Source organism: Chromobacterium sp. LK11 (assembly GCF_001043705.1).
GTDB classification, from domain to species: Bacteria; Pseudomonadota; Gammaproteobacteria; order Burkholderiales; family Chromobacteriaceae; genus Chromobacterium; species Chromobacterium alkanivorans.
In genome coordinates this window covers 210130-226850 of sequence record NZ_LDUR01000004.1, presented here as the reverse complement: position 1 = coordinate 226850, position 16721 = coordinate 210130, and the positions used below count along the sequence as shown (strand labels likewise).

General features: G+C 73.6%; 4 protein-coding genes. All 4 read right to left on the bottom strand.

Annotated elements, in window-relative coordinates; all coding sequences use genetic code 11:
* The coding region (locus tag VK98_RS02965; protein ID WP_156187741.1) for an amino acid adenylation domain-containing protein at positions 1-3075 on the bottom strand (3075 nt) is incomplete at its 3' end.
* 14 nt (positions 3076-3089) lie between these two features.
* Positions 3090-6641, bottom strand: coding sequence for an SDR family NAD(P)-dependent oxidoreductase (locus VK98_RS02960; RefSeq protein ID WP_048412590.1), 3552 nt, complete (start codon positions 6639-6641; stop codon positions 3090-3092).
* Entirely contained in the window at positions 6638-11308 is a 4671-nt protein-coding gene (locus VK98_RS02955) for an SDR family NAD(P)-dependent oxidoreductase (protein ID WP_048412589.1), read from the bottom strand. Before VK98_RS02955 ends, VK98_RS02960 begins: the two co-directional genes overlap by 4 nt.
* Positions 11308-16395 carry an amino acid adenylation domain-containing protein gene (locus VK98_RS02950; protein ID WP_197082944.1) on the bottom strand — a complete coding sequence of 1696 codons (5088 nt, stop codon included), beginning with the start codon at positions 16393-16395 and terminating at the stop codon, positions 11308-11310. Before VK98_RS02950 ends, VK98_RS02955 begins: the two co-directional genes overlap by 1 nt.
* Positions 16396-16721: the final 326 nt, after the last annotated feature.

Sequence of the window (16721 nt, the reverse complement as noted above, 5' to 3'; positions counted from 1 at the left end):
GATCTCCACCAGCGCCGCCTCGGCTTCGTTCTCCGCCGCCGCCGCGCCCGCTTCGACCACCGGCTCAGGCAGACGCTTGCGGTCCACCTTGCCGTTGGCGGACTGCGGCAAGGCGTCCAGCCACAGCCAGACGCGCGGCACCATATAGCCCGGCAGCCGCGCCTCCAGCCACGCCTGTACCGCCGCCGCGTCCGCGGCCTCGCCCGCGTCCGGCCGCGCCACCAGATAGCCGACCAGCTGCTTCTCGTCCGCGGCGCTGCGCCGCAGCGCGACGGCGCAGCCGCTCAGGCCGGGATGATGGCCCAGCGTCGCCTCGATCTCGCCGAGTTCTATCCGGTAGCCGCGCAGCTTGATCTGCTCGTCGATCCGGCCGAGGAATTCCAGCACCCCGTCGCGCCGCCAGCGCACGCGGTCGCCGGTGCGATACCAGCGCCCGCCGTCCGGCGGCGGCGCCGCGACGAAGCGCTCCGCCGTCAAGTCGGCGCGCCCCAGATAGCCGAGCGCGAGCCCGTCGCCGCCCGCCCACAACTCGCCGGGCACGCCGACCGGCACCAGCCGGCCTTGCGCGTCGACCACCCGCACCTCGGTATTGCCGATAGGCCGCCCGATCGGAATCGAGCCGCGCCGCGCGTCGTCGGCGGTCACCCTATGGCTGCAAGTGAAAGTGGTGTTTTCCGTCGGGCCGTAGCCGTTGATCAGCGCCACGCCGGGGCAGGCCTCGAGAAAGGCGCGGCAGCTCGCCGCCGGCAGCGCGTCGCCGCCGGTCAGCAGTTCGCGCAGGCCGACTAGCGCGGCCGGCTCCTCCTCCACCGCCATGCGGAACAGATCGGCGGTCAGCCACATCGTGGTGACGCCGTCGCGCGACGCCGCGTCCAGGAAGGGCATGCCCGGCTCCGCGAGCACCAGCCGCCCGCCGTTCAGCCAGCAGCCCCAGATTTCGAACGTCGACGCGTCGAAGCCCAGCGGCGACTGCTGCAGCATCACCGTCGACGCGTCCAGCCGCGCGTAGCCGCCGCCGGTGGCGAGCCGCGTCACCGCGCGGTGCGGAACCGCCACGCCCTTGGGCTGCCCGGTGGAACCCGAGGTGTACATCACATAGGCCAGGTCTTCCGGACCCGCGCGCCGCGCTTCGGCCGGGAGCGGCGTCGCGGCGTCGGCTTCGCAGTCGGCCAGGCTGAGCACCGGTCCGGCGTAATCGCCGAGCCAGCCGGCGTCCAGCCCGTCGGCGACTATCATCAGCGCGGGCGCGGCGTCCGCCGTCATCGCGCGCAAGCGCGCGGCCGGATACGTGGGATCGAGCGGCAGATAGGCGGCGCCCGCCTTCAGCGCCGCGAGAAAGACGGCGAGCAGGCGCGGCGAGCGCTCGCCGGCGACGCCCACCAGCGCGCCCGCCTCGACGCCGGCCGCGCGCAGCGCGCCGGCCGCACGGTCCGACCACTGATCGAGCTCCGCGTAAGTCCAGCGCGCGCCGCCCTGCTCCAGCGCGATGCGTCCGGGATGAGCCGCCGCGCGTTCGCGGAACAACTGGTCCATCGCGGCGTCGGCGCGGTAAGGCAGCTCATGCCGCCCCCAGCCGCGCAGCAGCGCCTCTTCCTCTCCGGACAGCATGGGCAAGGCGCGCGCGTCCGCGTCGGGCGACGCCAGCGCCGCGCGCAGCAAGGTCAGATAATGCTCACCCAGCTGGCGGATGGTGGCCGCCTCGTACAGATCGGTGTTGTACTGCCAGACCGCGAAGGTGCCGCGCTCGTCGCCCTCGATCGACAAATAAAGATCGAAGCGCGCGAACGGGCTGTCCAGATCGAACGGCGTGGCCGCGCCGCTCGCGGTGCGCACCGCCGGCAGGCGGACGTTCTGGAAGGCGAACACGGTCTGGGCGAACTGCTCGTGCCGGGGTCCGCCGCGCGCGCGCAGCCGTTCCACGACGGCGTCCAGCGGCACGCCCTGGCGCGCGAAGGCCCGCGCGCTCGCGTCGCGGACCCTATCCACCATGGCGCCGAAGCTGTCGTCCTCGCCCATCTCGGTGGCCAGCGCAACCAGGTTGACGAAGTAGCCGGCGATGTCCTCCGCCGCCTGGAACGGCCGATTGGCCGCCGGCGTCAGCGTCAGCGCGCGCGCCTCGCCGGTGTAGCGATGCTGCAGCAGCGCGAAAGCGCTGAACAAGGTGGTGAACAAGGTGGCGTTGCGGGCACGCGAAAACGCGGCCGCCGCGTCCATGCAGTCGGCCGGAATCTCGAAGCGCTCGGTGCCGCCGCGCCCGCTCAGCGCCGGCGGACGCGCGCGGTCGCCGCGTATCGCCGGCACCTCGTCCACCTGCGCCAGCGCGTCGACCCAGCCGTCCAGTTGCGCGGCGTAGTCCGACGACGCCATCCAGCGGCGCTGCCAGGCGGAAAAATCGCGATAGCTGAGCCGGGGCGCCGAGGCCTCGGGCGCGTCCGGCGACGCGAGATAGGCGCTGAAATCGCGGATCAGCACGCTCATCGACCAGCGGTCGAAGATGGCGTGATGGATGGTCAGCACCAGCACCGCGGCGCGCTCGGGCGTCGAGAACAGATCGACGCGCCACATCGGCGCGCCGGCGGCGAAGGGCTGGCGGGCCAGTTCGGCGGCGCGCGCGCGCAAGGCGTCGTCGCCGTCCACCGCCCACGTTTGCAAGACGACCAGCGGCTCGGGCAGAACCGTCTGTTGTCCCGGCTCGCCGTCGTTGAAGACGGTGCGCAGGATGTCGTGCCGGCGCGCCAGCGCCGCGAACGCGCGGGCGACGGCCTCCGCGTCGACGGCGTCGGCGAGCTCGATCGCGGCCTGTTCGTTGTACATCGCCGGATCGCCCAGCCGCGTCGCCGCGACCAGACGGGCCTGCCCCGGCGACAGCGCCGCCGCGTCGCCGGCCTCGCCCGGCTGCGCCGGCGCCAGCGGCGCGGCGCGCGCGCCCTCGTCGTCCAGCACGCGCAGCAGCGCCTCCTTGGCGTCGCGCAGCCGCGCGACCAGCGCCTCGTCGAGCGCACCCTGCGGCGCCTGCACCTGAAGCTGATCGCCGCGACGGCGCAGCGTGACGCCCGCGTCGGCAAGATCGGTCATGAGCCGTGCCATGGTCATAGCGTGATTTCCTCCGTGTCGGCGCCGACGGCCGAGCTTTGTTCTGTCACCAGCTTTCGCTCCAGCTGCGCCATCGCCTGATCGATCAACTCGTCCAGCGAGGAGCCGTCGATCAGATGCGTAATCGCGACGGACACGCCCAGTGCGCGTTCAAGCGCGTTGCGCAGTTCCGCGCCGGTCAGCGAATCGACGCCCAGGTCCAGCAGCGAGGCCTGACGCGGCAAGGCCGCCGGGCTGGACAGCACCGCGCGCAATTCGGCGTCCAGATAATCGGCGACCAGCGCGCGGCGCTCCCCGGCCGGGCGGCCGCGCAATTGGTCGAAAGAAAGAGTCCGCGCGCGCTCGGCCGGCGCGCGGCCGAGCAGGCCTTCGATCAGGCGCGGCAAATCGGGCTGCGCCGCGATCCGCGCAAGATCGATCGCCGCCGCCACCCGGTGCGGCTCGCCCGCAAACGCCTGCTCCAACGCGGCGAAGGCTTCGCCTTCGCTCAGCGGGTTCAGGCCGCCTGCGCGAATCCGCTCCGCCGTTTTCGCGTCGGCCGCGCCCATGCCCGTCGTCCACGAGCCCCAGCCTATGGACAAGGCCGGCCGCGCGCGCAGGCTGCGCCGCTGCGCGAAGGCGTCGAGATAAGCGTTGGCGGCGGCGTAGGCGGCCTGCCCGTGGCGGCCTACCGTCGCGGAAATGGACGAGTACAACAGGAAGAAATCGAGCGGCTCGGCCTCGGTCAGCCGGTCAAGCAAGACCGCGCCGCCCACCTTGGCGCGCAAGGTCTCGGCGAAGGCCGCGGCGTCCAGCGCGTCCAGCGTCGCGTCCCTCACCACGCCCGCGCAGTGCGCGACGCCTCGTATCGGCCGGCCGGCCGCGCCGAGCGCGCCGCGCAAGGCGGCCTCGTCGGCGATGTCGGCCGCCGCCACGCGCACCTCGACGCCGTCGCCGCGCAGACGGGCGCAAGCGGCTTGCGCGGCGTCGCCGGTTTCGCCGCCGCGGCTGATCAGCAGCAGATGGCGCGCGCCGCGGCCGGCCAGCCAGCGCGCGGTCGCGAGGCCCAGCGCGCCGGTGCCGCCGCTCACCACGTAGACGGCGTCGGCGTCCAGCGCCGGCAGCGCGTCGGCCGTCCCGGCGCCCGCGCGCCGCAGCCGCGGCGCCAGCACGACGGCGCCGCGCACCGCCAGTTGTTCCTCCGCCGCATCGTCGGCGAGCAGCGCAGCCAGCGCGTCGAAGGAGGCCGGCGAGCCGTCGATATCGATCGCGCCGCGCCAGGTCCGGCCCTGTTCGCGCCGCGCGACGCGCACGGCCGCGTTCAAGGCGGCGAGGACGGGGTCGACGTCCTCCGCCGGCCCGGCGGCCGCTCCGCCGCGCGTGACGACGGTGATCGGCGCCGTCGACGAGGTCGCGGCGCGCTCGCGCGCCAGCGCGCCCAGCAAGGCGCCGCGGCGCGCGACGGCCGCCGCCGCGTCCTCGTCTCCGGCCGCGCGGTCGAAAGCGAGCACGAGGCCGGCGTCGCCCGCGCGGCGGATGGCGTCGATCTCGGCGGCCGCGATCACGCAGCGCTCGCCGGCGGCTTCCAGCGCGCGCGCCACTGCCGCGCACAAAGCCGGATCGCCGGCGACGATGCGCTCGCCCGAGCGGCGCGCGCCGGCCGGGGCCGGCACCGGCTGCCAGGCCACCCGGTACAGCGGCGACTCCTCGACCGCTCTCCCTTCGTCCACCCAGTAGCGCTGCCGGTCGAAGGCGTAGGTCGGCAGGCGCGCGGCGCGGCGGCCGACGGCCGCCTCCGGCCAATCAAGCGGCAGGCCGGCCACGTAGCGCCGCGCCAGCGCGGCCAGCCGTTCGGCCGGCTCCTTCTCCGCCTCCGCTTCGGCCGGCGTCGCGTCGCGGCCGGCCGGCATCCCGCCGCAGACGCCGCTGTGAACGGCCGCGTCCTCGCCGCGCGCAAAGCGGCCCAGCTCGCGCGCCATTTCGTCCGCGTCGGCGGCCGTCAGCGCCAGCCGATGGGGAAAATGCGAACGCGCGACGCGCGACGCGTGGCAGGCGGCCGCCCAGGCCGAGGCGTCGAGGCCGGCCAGATGGTCGGCCAGCCGCGCCGCGTTGCCGCGCAAGGAGGCTTCGGACTTCGCGGAGACGACCAGCAGTTGAACGCCTTCGCCCGCGCTCGCCGCGCTTGCGCCGGCGGCCTCGCACGGCGGCGCGACCAGCACCGCGTGCGCGTTGGTGCCGCTGAAGCCGAAGGAGCTGACGCCCGCGACGCAGGGCTCGTTCCCGGCGTCTATGCGTTCCGCGCGCAGCGCGAGCCGCAGCGGCGACGCGTCCCACTCGACGCCGCGGTTGGGCGTGCGCACGTGCAGCGTGGCGGGCGCGACGCCATGGCGCACCGTCAGCGCCGCCTTGATCAGCCCGGCTATCCCCGCCGCGCCTTCCAGGTGGCCGAAATTGCTCTTGATCGAGCCCAGCAGCACGCGCTCCCCGCGCTCGCGGCCCGCGAACACGGAGGCCAGCGCCGCCGCTTCTATCGGATCGCCGAGCGCGGTGCCGGTGCCGTGCGCTTCGACATAGCGCACTTGCGACGCGTCGATGCGCGCGGCGCGCAAGGCGGCCCGCACCAGCTCGCGCTGCGCGTGCTCGTTCGGCACCGTCAGTCCCGCGCTGCGGCCGTCGTGATTGACGGCCGAGCCGGCGATCAGCGCGTCTATGCTGCGCCCGGCGGCCTCGGCGTCGGCGAGCCGCTGCAGCACCACCACGCCGCAGCCCTCGCCGCGCACGAAGCCGTCCGCGCCGTCGTCGAAGGAACGGCAGCGGCCGCTGGGCGACAGCATGTGCGCGCGGCACTCGGCGGCGGTGGACAAGGGCGACAGCACCACATTGACCCCGCCGACGATGGCGATGTCGCATTCGCCCGCGCGCAGCGCATTGCACGCCAGGTGCGCGGCGACCAGCGACGACGAGCAGGCGGTGTCTATCGTCAGCGTCGGCCCGTGCAAGCCCAGCGCGTGCGACACGCGTCCGGCGAGCACGCTGGGCGCGTTGCCCGAGGCGGTGTAGAGATCGACGTCGTCGGCCCGGCGGAAGCGGTGCGCGTAGTCCTGATGCATGACGCCCGCGAACACCCCGGTGGCCGAGCCCTTCAGTTCCGCCGCCGTCATGCCAGCGCGCTCCACCGCCTCCCACGCCACCTCCAGCAGCATGCGCTGCTGCGGATCCAGCATCGCCGCCTCGCGCGCCGAGATGCCGAAGAAGCCGGCGTCGAAGGAGGCGATGTCGTCCAGGAAGCTGCCGGTGCGGCAGTAGATGCGGCCGCTCGCGTCCGGGTCCGCGTCGAAGTAGCGCGCGGCGTCCCAGCGCTCGGCCGGCACCTCGCCGACGCCGTCCGCGCCGTCGAGCAGACTCCGCCACAGCGCCTCAGGCGAATCGACGCCGGCGAAGCGGCAGCCCATGCCCACCACGGCGATAGGCGCGTGCCGCCGCTGTTCGGCGCCGTCCAGCTCGCCTTGCAAACGCTGGATCTCGCGCAGCGCGTTCCGCATCAGCGCAGTCGTGTCGATTTGGCTCATCGCGCGCCCTTTCTATTCAGTTCGTCCAGTTTCGCGGACAGCATTTCCACGATTTCCTCCTGCGACAGCGAGGCGGCGTCCGCCGGCGCGTCCGTCTCGGCGGCGGGCGCGGCGGCCGTCGCCTCCGCCTCGGCCGCGCCGAACACCGTCCGCGCCAGATGGTCCGCCAGCGCGGCTATGGTCGGGTTCGAGAAAATCACCGTGGTCGGGATCGCGCGGCCGAAACGCTTTTCCAGCAATACGCGCAGATCGGTGATCAGCAGGGAGTCCAGGTCGTAGTCGAACAAGGAACGCTCGGGGTCCAGCGAGGCCAGCGGCGTGCCGGTCACCAGCGCGGCGTCTTCCGCCAGCAGCTGGAACAGCCGGATCCGCCGCTCGTCCGGAGTCAGCGCCAGCAACTCGCTGACCGAGGAGGTCGAGCCCGCGCCCGGCCGCGCGGAAGCGATGCCGGCGAAGCGGCTGGCCGGCACATGCGGCGGCCATTGTTCGATCAGCCGCCCCCAATCGATGGGCAGCAGCACCATGTGCGGCGGCAGGTCCGCCGCCAGCGCGATCTCGAAGGTGGCGCGGCCGCACTCGGCCTCGATCTGGCCTATGCCCAGCTGCGCGAGCCGCCGCTTGGCGTTGGCGCTCGAGCGGGCCAGCATGCCGACGTCCTGCCACGGCCCCCAGGCGATGGACAGCGCGGGCAGCCCTTGCTCGCGCCTGCGCGCGGCCAGCGCGTCGAGATAGGCGTTGGCCATCGCGTAGCTCGATTGCCCCGGCGCGCCGAAGGCGGCGGCCGCCGACGAGAACAGCACGAAGTGCTCCAGCGGATACGCCAGCGTGCGTTCATGCAGCAACCAGGCGCCGCGGGCCTTGCCGGCCAGGGTCGCGGCCAGCGAGGCCGGCGTCACGTCGCCGACCAGGCAATCCTCGACCACGCCCGCCAGATGGCAGACGCCGCGCAGCGGCGGCAGCGTCGCGTCGATCTCGGCCAGCAGCGCGTCGACGTCCGCCTCCACCGCCACGTCGGCCTGCCATACTTTCACCTCCACCCCGTCACGGCGCAGAGCGGCCAGCGCCGCCTCGGCGGCGGCGTCGGCCGGCCGGCGGCCGGTCAGCACCAAGGCGCGCGCGCCCAAGGCGGCGAGCCAGCCGGCGACGCGCAGGCCGAGCTCGCCGAGCCCGCCGGTGATCAGCCAGGTGGCGTTCTCCGATAACGCCAGGTCCGCCCGCAGCGGCAGCGCGCGCTCGTCGAAGCGCGGCGCGGTGATCGCCTCGCCCCGCACCGCGACTTCGGTCTCGCGCTCGAAGCAATCGAGGCCGCGGCGGATCGCCCGCGCGTCGCCGGCATGCAGCGCCAGCGTCTGCAGATGCGGCGTTTCCATCGCCACCGCGCGCGACAGCGCCTGCAGCGGCGCCGAGGCCGGCGCGTCCGGCGCCAGCGCCACGGCGATGCGGCACGGCCGCTCGCGACGCGCGGCCGTCGCGAACAATTCCAGCGCGCCGGCGTAAACCGCCGGCGCCGGCGCGTCGCCGCGCGCCTCCAGCCCGCGGCAATCGACGATCAGGCCCACCTTGTCGAAGGGAATGTCCGCCACCGCCGCCACGACGACGGCCTCCTTGCCTTCGTCGCGCAGCATCGCGGCCAGCCCCGCCGCCGCCTGCCCCGCGTCGCTCAGGATGGCGATGGACTCCGGCAGCGCGGCCGGTTCGCCGCCCGCCGCGTCGCGCCATTCCACCGCGTAGCCCTCGCGCAGCGGCTCGACGCGCAACAATTCGTTGCGGGTGACCTCGCGCGATTCCAGGCCGGTCATTTCAAGCAGCACCTTGCCGGCGTCGAACAGGCTGGCCTGCCCCCGCTCGGCCGACGCGCGACAGCGCATCCCGGCGCCGGTCCGCCCCTGCAGCGCCAGCCGCGCGATGCGCGTCGGCACGAAGGCCTTGCTGCCCTCGGGCCGCGCGGCGGCGGCCACCAGTTGCAGCACCGAATCGAGTATCCCCGGATGCAGCAGCCAGCCCGCGTCGTCGGCGTCGGAGCGCATGTCGCAAGACGCGTCGCCGTCCCCGACCACGATGTCGGACAGCCGCCGGAAGGTCGGCCCCATCACCACGCTGCGCGCGCGCAGCCAGCTGTCCATCAGTTCGGCGGAGATCGCTGCTCCGCGCGCCGGCTCCGACGGCGCGGCGCCCGGCGCCTCGCCGGCGTCCACCCTGGCCGTCGCGTGGACGTCGGCGGACTCCAGCGTCAACACCGTGGCTTCGAAACCGTCGCCGTCGCGCACCAGCTGCAACTGGACCTTGCGCGCCGCGCCCGGCGGAATCACCAGCGCGGCCGGGAAGCGCAAATCGCTCAGCACGCAGCCGTCCGATCCGGTGAGCTCGCGCGCGCCGTCGGCGATCATCACCGCCAGCGCCGCGCCGGACACCACCACCTTGTCGTAGATCACGTGGTCCTGCAGGAAGGGCAAGGCGGCCACGCTCCATTCCGCGTCGAAGAAGGTGGCGTCCAGCGCCGGCGCGTCGGTGCGCCGGCCGAGGAAGGGCGTCGCGCCCGCCGCCAGCAAGCGCGGCGCGCGGTCTATCCAGTAACGCTGGCGCTGGAAGGGATAGGTCGGCAAGGCCACCCGGTTGCCGCCGCGGTAATGCTGGGCCAGGTCCAGCGTCACGCCCGCGGTCCACAACCGCGCCAGCGCGTCCGGCGAGGCGGGATCCAGCGACGCCATGCCGGCTCCGCCCGCGCCCAGCGCCTCGTCGCCGAAGTCCAGCACCAGTTCCGCGCCCGCCGCCTCCAGCGCGGCGGCGGCGTCGGCTGCGCCGACCATCGTTCCCGCGCGCGCCAGTTCCTCGCGCACCGCCTGCTCGCTGTCCAGCGGCAGGCCCGAGGCCGCGCTGACCCACAGCCGCGACGGCGCGACGGCGCGGTCCGCGCGGCGTTGCCGCGCGTCGGCCAGGCTCAGCGCGCCGGCAGCGAAAGCCGCGGCGAACACGCCGTCCCCCGTTGCGCACACGCTGGCCGGAACGACGCCGCTCGCCTGCCACAGCTCAAGCCGGGCGAGCACCGCGTCCAGATCGGCCGCGCCACCGAAGGCGAAACTCAGCTCCGGCGCGCGCGCCGGCGTTTCCGCCGCGATCACGCCCGCATCCGGCTCGCCGGCGGCGAAGGCGCGCAGCGCGGCGATCAAGGCCTCGCGCGATTCGGCGCGGAACGCCGCACGCCGCTCCCAATGACGCCGCCCCAGCGCCGCCGTCAGGCAAACGTCCTCCACCCTCAGCTCGGGATGGCCGTCGAGAAAGTCCGCGTAGTCCGCGCACAGCGCGGGCAAGGCCTCGCCGCGCGCCGACAACAGCAAGAGCGGCGCGACGTCGGCCGCGCGCGGCGCGCGCGGCGGCGCCGCTTCTATGATCACGTGGGCGTTGGTGCCGCCTATGCCGAAGGAACTGACGCCGGCGCGACGCTGCGGCGCGTCCCAGCGCGCGGTTTCCGTCGGCAGGTAGAAGCCGGCGTCGCCGCGCAGCGCGTCTATCGCGCGCTCCGCGCCGACGGCGGCCGGAATCCGCCCATGCTCCACCGCCAGCGCGGCCTTGATCAGCCCGCAGACCCCCGCCGCCGCGTTCAGATGCCCGACATTTGCCTTCAAGGTGCCGAGCGCGCAGCGCGCGTCGGCCGCGGCGCGCTGGCCCAGCGCCGCGCCCAACGCCGCCAGCTCGACCTCGTCGCCGATCGCCGTGCCGGTGCCGTGCGTCTCGACGTAGCCGATAGACGCGCCGTCCACCTCGCTGAGCGCCAGCGCCTGGCGGATCACGTCCTGCTGCCCGCGCCCGCCGGGCGCGGTGAAGCCCACCTTGGCCGCGCCGTCGTTGTTGACCGCGCCGCCGCGTATCACCGCCATGATGGGATCGCCGTCGGCCAGCGCGTCCTCCAGGCGGCGCAGCACCACCGCGCCCGCGCCGTTGCCGAAGACCGTGCCGCTGCTGTCCGCGGTGAACGGACGGCAGGCGCCGTCCGCGGACAGAATGCTGCCCTCCTCGTACACATGGCCCTGCCGCTGCGGCAGGGCGACGCTGACGCCGCCCGCCACCGCGAAATCGCACTGGAAGCTCAGCAGCCCCTGCATCGCCTGGACCACGGCGACCAGCGACGTCGAGCACGCGGTCTGCAAACTGATGGCCGGACCGCCGAAGTCGAGCCGATACGCGACCTGGGCGGCGAGATAATCCTTGTCCACGCCCACCCATTGCTGCAGATAGCGGTTGGGCGATGCGCGGTCCAGCCGGTCGCGCACGTGGTCGACCAGATAATCGACGCTGGCCGAGCCGGCCCAGACGCCGACGCGCGCGCCGCGCGCCGCGCCGTGGCCGGCGCGCTCGAGCGCCTCGTGCACGCACTCCAGGAAGATGCGCTGCTGCGGATCCATCGCCGCCGCCTGCGACGGCGGTATGCCGAAGTAGCCGGCGTCGAATTGATCGACGCCGTCCAGCGGACCGCCGACGCCGACGAAGCCGGGCTGGGCCAGCACCGTCTCCGGCACGCCCTCGCGGCGCGCCGCGTCCGCGCCGAAGCGCTCGATCGCGACCCGGCCGTCGGCGATCATCGACCAGAACTGTTCCAGGGTGGCGACGCCGGGCAGGCGGCAGCTTGCGCCTATGATGGCTACGGCGTCGACGGGTGTGGGATAAGTCATTACAAAGCCTCCTTGCGTGCGCGCACGCGCTGTCGATAGGCGCGCACGCCGTCGACGTCAATCATCGGGGAAAGATCCGCGTCGCCCACGTCGGCGCGCTCGGCGAGCGCCCGTATCGTGGCCAGCGAAAAGAAGTCAACCAAGGGGGGCACCGCGACGCCGCGCGACGCCAGCAGCGCGCGCAGGCGCACCACGTGCATCGAGGTGGCGCCCGCGTCGAAGAAGCCCTGCCGCGGGTCTATCTCCACGCCGACCACCTCGGCGAAGGCGGCCAGCATCGTCGCCTCGAGCGAGGCGTCGCGCCGCGTCGCGGCGGCCGGCTGCGTCGGCGCGGGCGCCGGGGCCGCCAGCGCGGCGAGGCGAGCGCGGTCCACCTTGCCGTTGGCCGTCAGCGGCAAGGCGTCCAGCACCGTCACGTGATGCGGCTGCATATAGGCGGGCAGATGCAGCACCAGCTGGGTGCGCACCGCCGCGACGACGTCTCCGTCGTAATCCGGCCGCGCGACCACGTGCAGCTGGATCGCCGTCGCGTCCTTGCGCCGGACCACCGAGGCCACCGCTCGCGCCAGGCAGCCGGCGCGCATCGCGGCGGCCTCGATCTCGCCCAGTTCGATCCGGTAGCCCTGCACCTTGACCTGCCCGTCCATCCGCCCCAGCAGTTCGAGCTCGCCGTCCGGCAGCCAGCGCGCCAGATCGCCGGTGCGGTAGAGCCTGCGGCCCTCGGCGTCGACGAAGAAGCGGCGCGCGGTTTCCGCCTCGTTGCCCAGATAGGCGAGCGCGAGGCCGCGTCCGCCCAGCAGCAGTTCGCCCACCACGCTGTCCGGACGCTCCCGGCCGTCCGGCGCGCGCACGAAGCATTGCTGATTGCTCAGCGGCCTGCCGTAGGGAATCGACGCCAACACCGCGTCCTCCGGCGCGATCGGATGCACCACCGACCAGATCGACACCTCGGTCGCTCCGCCCAGGCTGATCGGCCGCAGGCCAGGAAACGCCTCGCGCAGCCGCCCGGCCAGCCCGGGCGCGATCCAGTCGCCGCTCAAGAGCGCCAGCCGCAAATCCGGCGAACGCGGCGCGGCCACGTCCAGCAAGAGCTCAAGCACCGCCGGCACGGAATTCCAGATGGTGACCCGACCGTCGCGCAGCGCCTGGGCCATCGCCTCCGGATCGCGCGCGCGCTCGGGGAAGACCAACTCGCCGCCCACCGCGAGCAGGCCGAAGATGTCGTAGACCGACAAGTCGAAGGCCAGGGAGGACACGCACAACGCGCGATCGGCTGGGCCGACCGCGAAGCGCTCGTTAATGTCGTCTATGGTGTTGGCCGCGGCCTCGTGCGAGATCAGCACGCCCTTCGGCCGTCCCGTCGAGCCGGAGGTGAAGATCACGTAGGCCGCGTCGCCGGCCGCCGCCTCCGCCGCCGGCTCCCAAGCGCAGCGCGGCAGCGGCAGGTCCAGGCGCAACGCCGGCACCGGCAGCGCCCGGCCGCCCTCGTCCACCACCGCCAGGCGGGCGCCGGCTTCGCCGAGCAGTTCCTCGATGCGCGCGGCCGGCCAGGACGGCTCCATCGGCAGATAGACCGCGCCCGCCATCACGATGCCCAACAGCGCCGCCACCGCGCGCGGCCCCGGCGCGACGATGGCCGCCACCACGTCGCCGCGCGCGACGCCGCCTTGCCGCAGCGCGCCGGCGATGTCCTCCGCGTCGCGCAGCAGCGCGCCGTAGCTCAGCGTGGTCTCGCCCTGCCTGACCGCCACCGCCTCCGGCGCGATCCGCGCCTGCCGGACGATGGGGGCTTCCAGCCGGCGCGGCGCGCGCTCCGCCGCGGTGGCGTTGACCGCCGCGCGCCGCGCCGCCTGTTGCGGCGCGAGCCGGGCCACCGTCGGCCGCTCCGCCGCCGCCGCTTCGCTCGCCACCGTTTCCAGCGCGCCGAGGAAGGCGTCGAACATCGCGTCCATCATGCCCTCGGGGAACAATTGGGCGACGAACTCCCACATCACCAGCAGCCTGTCGCCGCGGCGGCCGAGGACGGCGTGCAGCGACACCTGCGGCGTCGGATTGGCCATGTCGACCACGCGGCCGATGCCGTCGAGGACGGCCAGATCGTCCGCCGGGTCGCCGGACAGCAGGCTGGTCAGCACCACCGGCATCAGCACGGGCGCGCCGTTGCGGCGGCTCAGCTCGCGCAGGATGGACACGCCGGAGCACCACGGCGCGTCCAGATCGGCCCATACTTGCCGCTGCACCGCCTGCGCGAACGCGGCGAAGGACTCGTGGCTTTCGCTCAGCGACAGCAAGGCGTTGCTGGTGTAGTCGCCTATCGCCTGCCCCGCCTGCTCCGCCCGCGTGTTGCAGGTCACGTTGAGCGTGAACGCGTGCGCCGCCGTCCACAGCCGCAGCGCGTCGGCGAAGGCGGCGATGCACAGCGAAGTCAGCGTGACGCCGAGCGCCTGCGCGCGCGCCGTCAAGGCGGCGGACAGCGCGGCCGGCAGTTCCCGGCGGCGGACGGCGAAGCGCGGCTCGGCCACTTCGGCCAGCCCCATCTTCATCGGCAGCTCGGGAGCGGGCGCGATCGACTCGACCCGGCGCAACCAGGCCTCTCGATGCGCGTCGGGCATCGCCGGCGGCGTCAGCGGCGCGATGAACTGCGCCGGGGGATCGTCGGACGCGCCGCGCGCCAGTTCCGCCATCAATTGCAGGAAGCTGCGCAGATCGCCGGCCAACAGGCTGAGCCGCAGGTGCAGGATGGCCGCGTCGTCCGTCAGACGGGTGACCGCCGCGACCAGCGGCGGCCCGTCGCGCTCGGCCAGGCTCGCCCGCGTCGCCTCCAGCCGTTCGGCCGCCTCCGCCGCGTCCAGCCCGCGCAGATCCTGCGGCGGCAGCAAGGGATCGTAGGCGAGCGCGTCGAAGGCGCCGCGCCCGTCCGCCCCCACCGTCATCCGCAAGGACGGATGGCGGGCGACCAGCCGCGCGAGGCGTCGGCCCAGTTCCGGCGCGCGCGCGGCGTCGATCTCGAAGTCCACGCGGATGTGCGGCGACACGCTGCCCAGCGGCACGCCGCCCTGCTGGCCTATCCAGTAGGCCTGCTGCATCTCGGACAATTCGAACGGCTCCCCCGCCGCGTAGCGCCGCGCCGCGACCGGCGCCGCGGCGTCCACGCGCGGGGCGGTGACGATCTCGCGCCTCAGTTGTTCGGCCGTGAGCGCGAACAGCGCCGCGAACGACAATTCCACGCCGTGGCGCGCGCGCGCCGCGGCGGCGAGCCGCGCGGCCGACAGCGAATCCAGCCCCAGATCGATCAGCCGGGCCTCGGGGGCCGCCGCCGCGCCGGGCACGAAGCGCGCGATCTCGGCGAGAATCGCGTCGTCGGCCGCGCCTGCCGCGTCGTCGGCGACAATGCTCAATTCACCGCGCAGCAGCGCGTCGCGGGTGGCGCCGCGCCGGGTCTTGCCGCTGGAGGTGCGCAGGATGCTGCCGCGCCGCAGCAGCGCGATGCGCGCCGGCGCCACGCCGTGCTCCCGCGCCAGCGCCGCGCGAATCATAGGCAGAATGTCGCGGGCTTCCGCCTCCCCGCAGCCGCCGCGCACCTCGGCGCCGATCAGAATCCCTTCGCCCTCCTCGCCGTCGACGGCGGCGGCGAAGGCGCGCCCCTTCCGAATCGACGGATGGCAGGCCGACACCGTGTCCTCCAGATCGTGGCTGTAGAAATTCCGGCCGCCGACGATGATCAAATCCTTCAAGCGGCTGGTGACGAACAGATCGCCGTCGTGCAGAAAGCCGAGATCGCCGGTTCTCAACCAGGCGCCGTCGCCGTCGGCCAAACGCGCGCCGAAGATCTCGCGCGACTCCTCCGGCCGGCGCCAGTAGCTGTCGGCGACCGTGCGCCCCGCCACCCAGATTTCGCCGACGGCGTCCGGCGCGCACGGCGCGCGCGTGTCCGGGTCCACGATGCGGACGCGCGTATCGATCAGGCTCGCGCCGCAGGCCGCCAATTCAACGCCGTCGGCCTGCGGCGACACGCGGCCGCGCGCCAGCGCCTCCCGCCCGAAACGCACGCCGCGCGTGCCTTCGCCGCAACGGCCGGCGGTCACTTTCAAAGTCGCCTCGGCCAGGCCGTAGCCCGGCGCCACCACGGACGGCTTCAGTCCAAACGGCGCGAAGGCCGCCTCGAAACGGCGCACCGTGTCGCAGCGCACCGGCTCCGCGCCGTTCAGCGCGTAGCGCAGGGACGACAGATCGGTGCCGGGCGCGAGATCCGCCGCGCGGTCCGCGCACAAGGCGTAAGCGAAATTGGGCGCGGCGGTGTGGGTGCCGCGCCGCGCGTCTATCGCGCGCAGCCAGGACATGGGCTGGGCGACGAATTTCTCCGGCGCCATCAGATAGGCGGGAAAGCCGCATTGCAAGGGGGTGAGAATGCCGTACACCAGGCCCATGTCGTGAAAGTACGGCAGCCAGCTGATCATCACGCTGTCCGCGTCGTGCATCGCGCCGCGGTCGAGATCGTCTATCGTCGCGCACAGCCCGGATTGCGTGACCACCACGCCCTGCGGCGTGCGCGTCGAACCCGAGGTGTATTGCAAGAGCGCCGGGCTGCCGTCGTCCGCGGCTCGCAGAAAGGGGGCGGCGCGCTCGGCCTCGTCGGTGCGCATCCAGCGCAGGCCCGGCAGCGCGTCGCGCGCCTCGGCCGTCAGCGCGATGGCCGCGCCGCAGTCCTTGGCGATCGCGAGCATGGTGTCGCGGCCGTGGCGCGGCGCCACCGGCACCGGGATCACCCCGGCCAGGCTGCAGCCGAAGAAGGCCGGAATGAAATCGAGGGGCTCCTGATAGACCAGCATCACGCGGTCTCCCGCCTGGCTCGCTTGCGCCAGGCGCGCGGCGACGGCGGACGCGCGTTCGCACAGCGCCGCGTAGCTCAGCGCGACGTTTTTCGCCGGATCGGCGGACGCGTACGCGAGACGGTCGGGACTCGCTTCCGCCCGCGACATCAGCTGCCGAGCAATGCTCAGCGCTTCGCGGTGCGAAAAAGCAGGATGAGGTCCGAACTGGTCGCCGGCGGACGTCCGCCGCGATGAGGCATCGGATGAGGAATACATTGCATGACCTCCATGTATCGACAACTAACTCCGGTGTACGAGGCGAGCGCCGGCCGACAGAAACCCGGACGGCATAAGTCGGGTCGCCGCTTCGCCCTCACTGGGCCGACGAGCTCCGTCGCCCCGCCGCGCGCACGGCCGCGGCGATGGCCGCGACGCTCGCGAGGACTTTAAATGCGGGCCGGGCGAGAGCCCGCCCCGTTCAAGAAGCAGTCATGCTGGTTTTGATATATCCCGCCCTGTCGAAACTGTTGCTTCGACAGAATGGAGAGGGTCATCCCTTTGTTTTCACGTGAGGATGCGTGACGCGTGCGCGGCAATTCGCC

Excerpts from the sequence above, each read along its gene's own strand:
- VK98_RS02960 (WP_048412590.1), bottom strand. The coding sequence starts at position 6,641 with ATGAGCCAAATCGACACGACTGCGCTGATGCGGAACGCGCTGCGCGAG.
- VK98_RS02955 (WP_048412589.1), bottom strand. The coding sequence starts at position 11,308 with ATGACTTATCCCACACCCGTCGACGCCGTAGCCATCATAGGCGCAAGC.
- VK98_RS02950 (WP_197082944.1), bottom strand. The coding sequence starts at position 16,395 with ATGTATTCCTCATCCGATGCCTCATCGCGGCGGACGTCCGCCGGCGAC.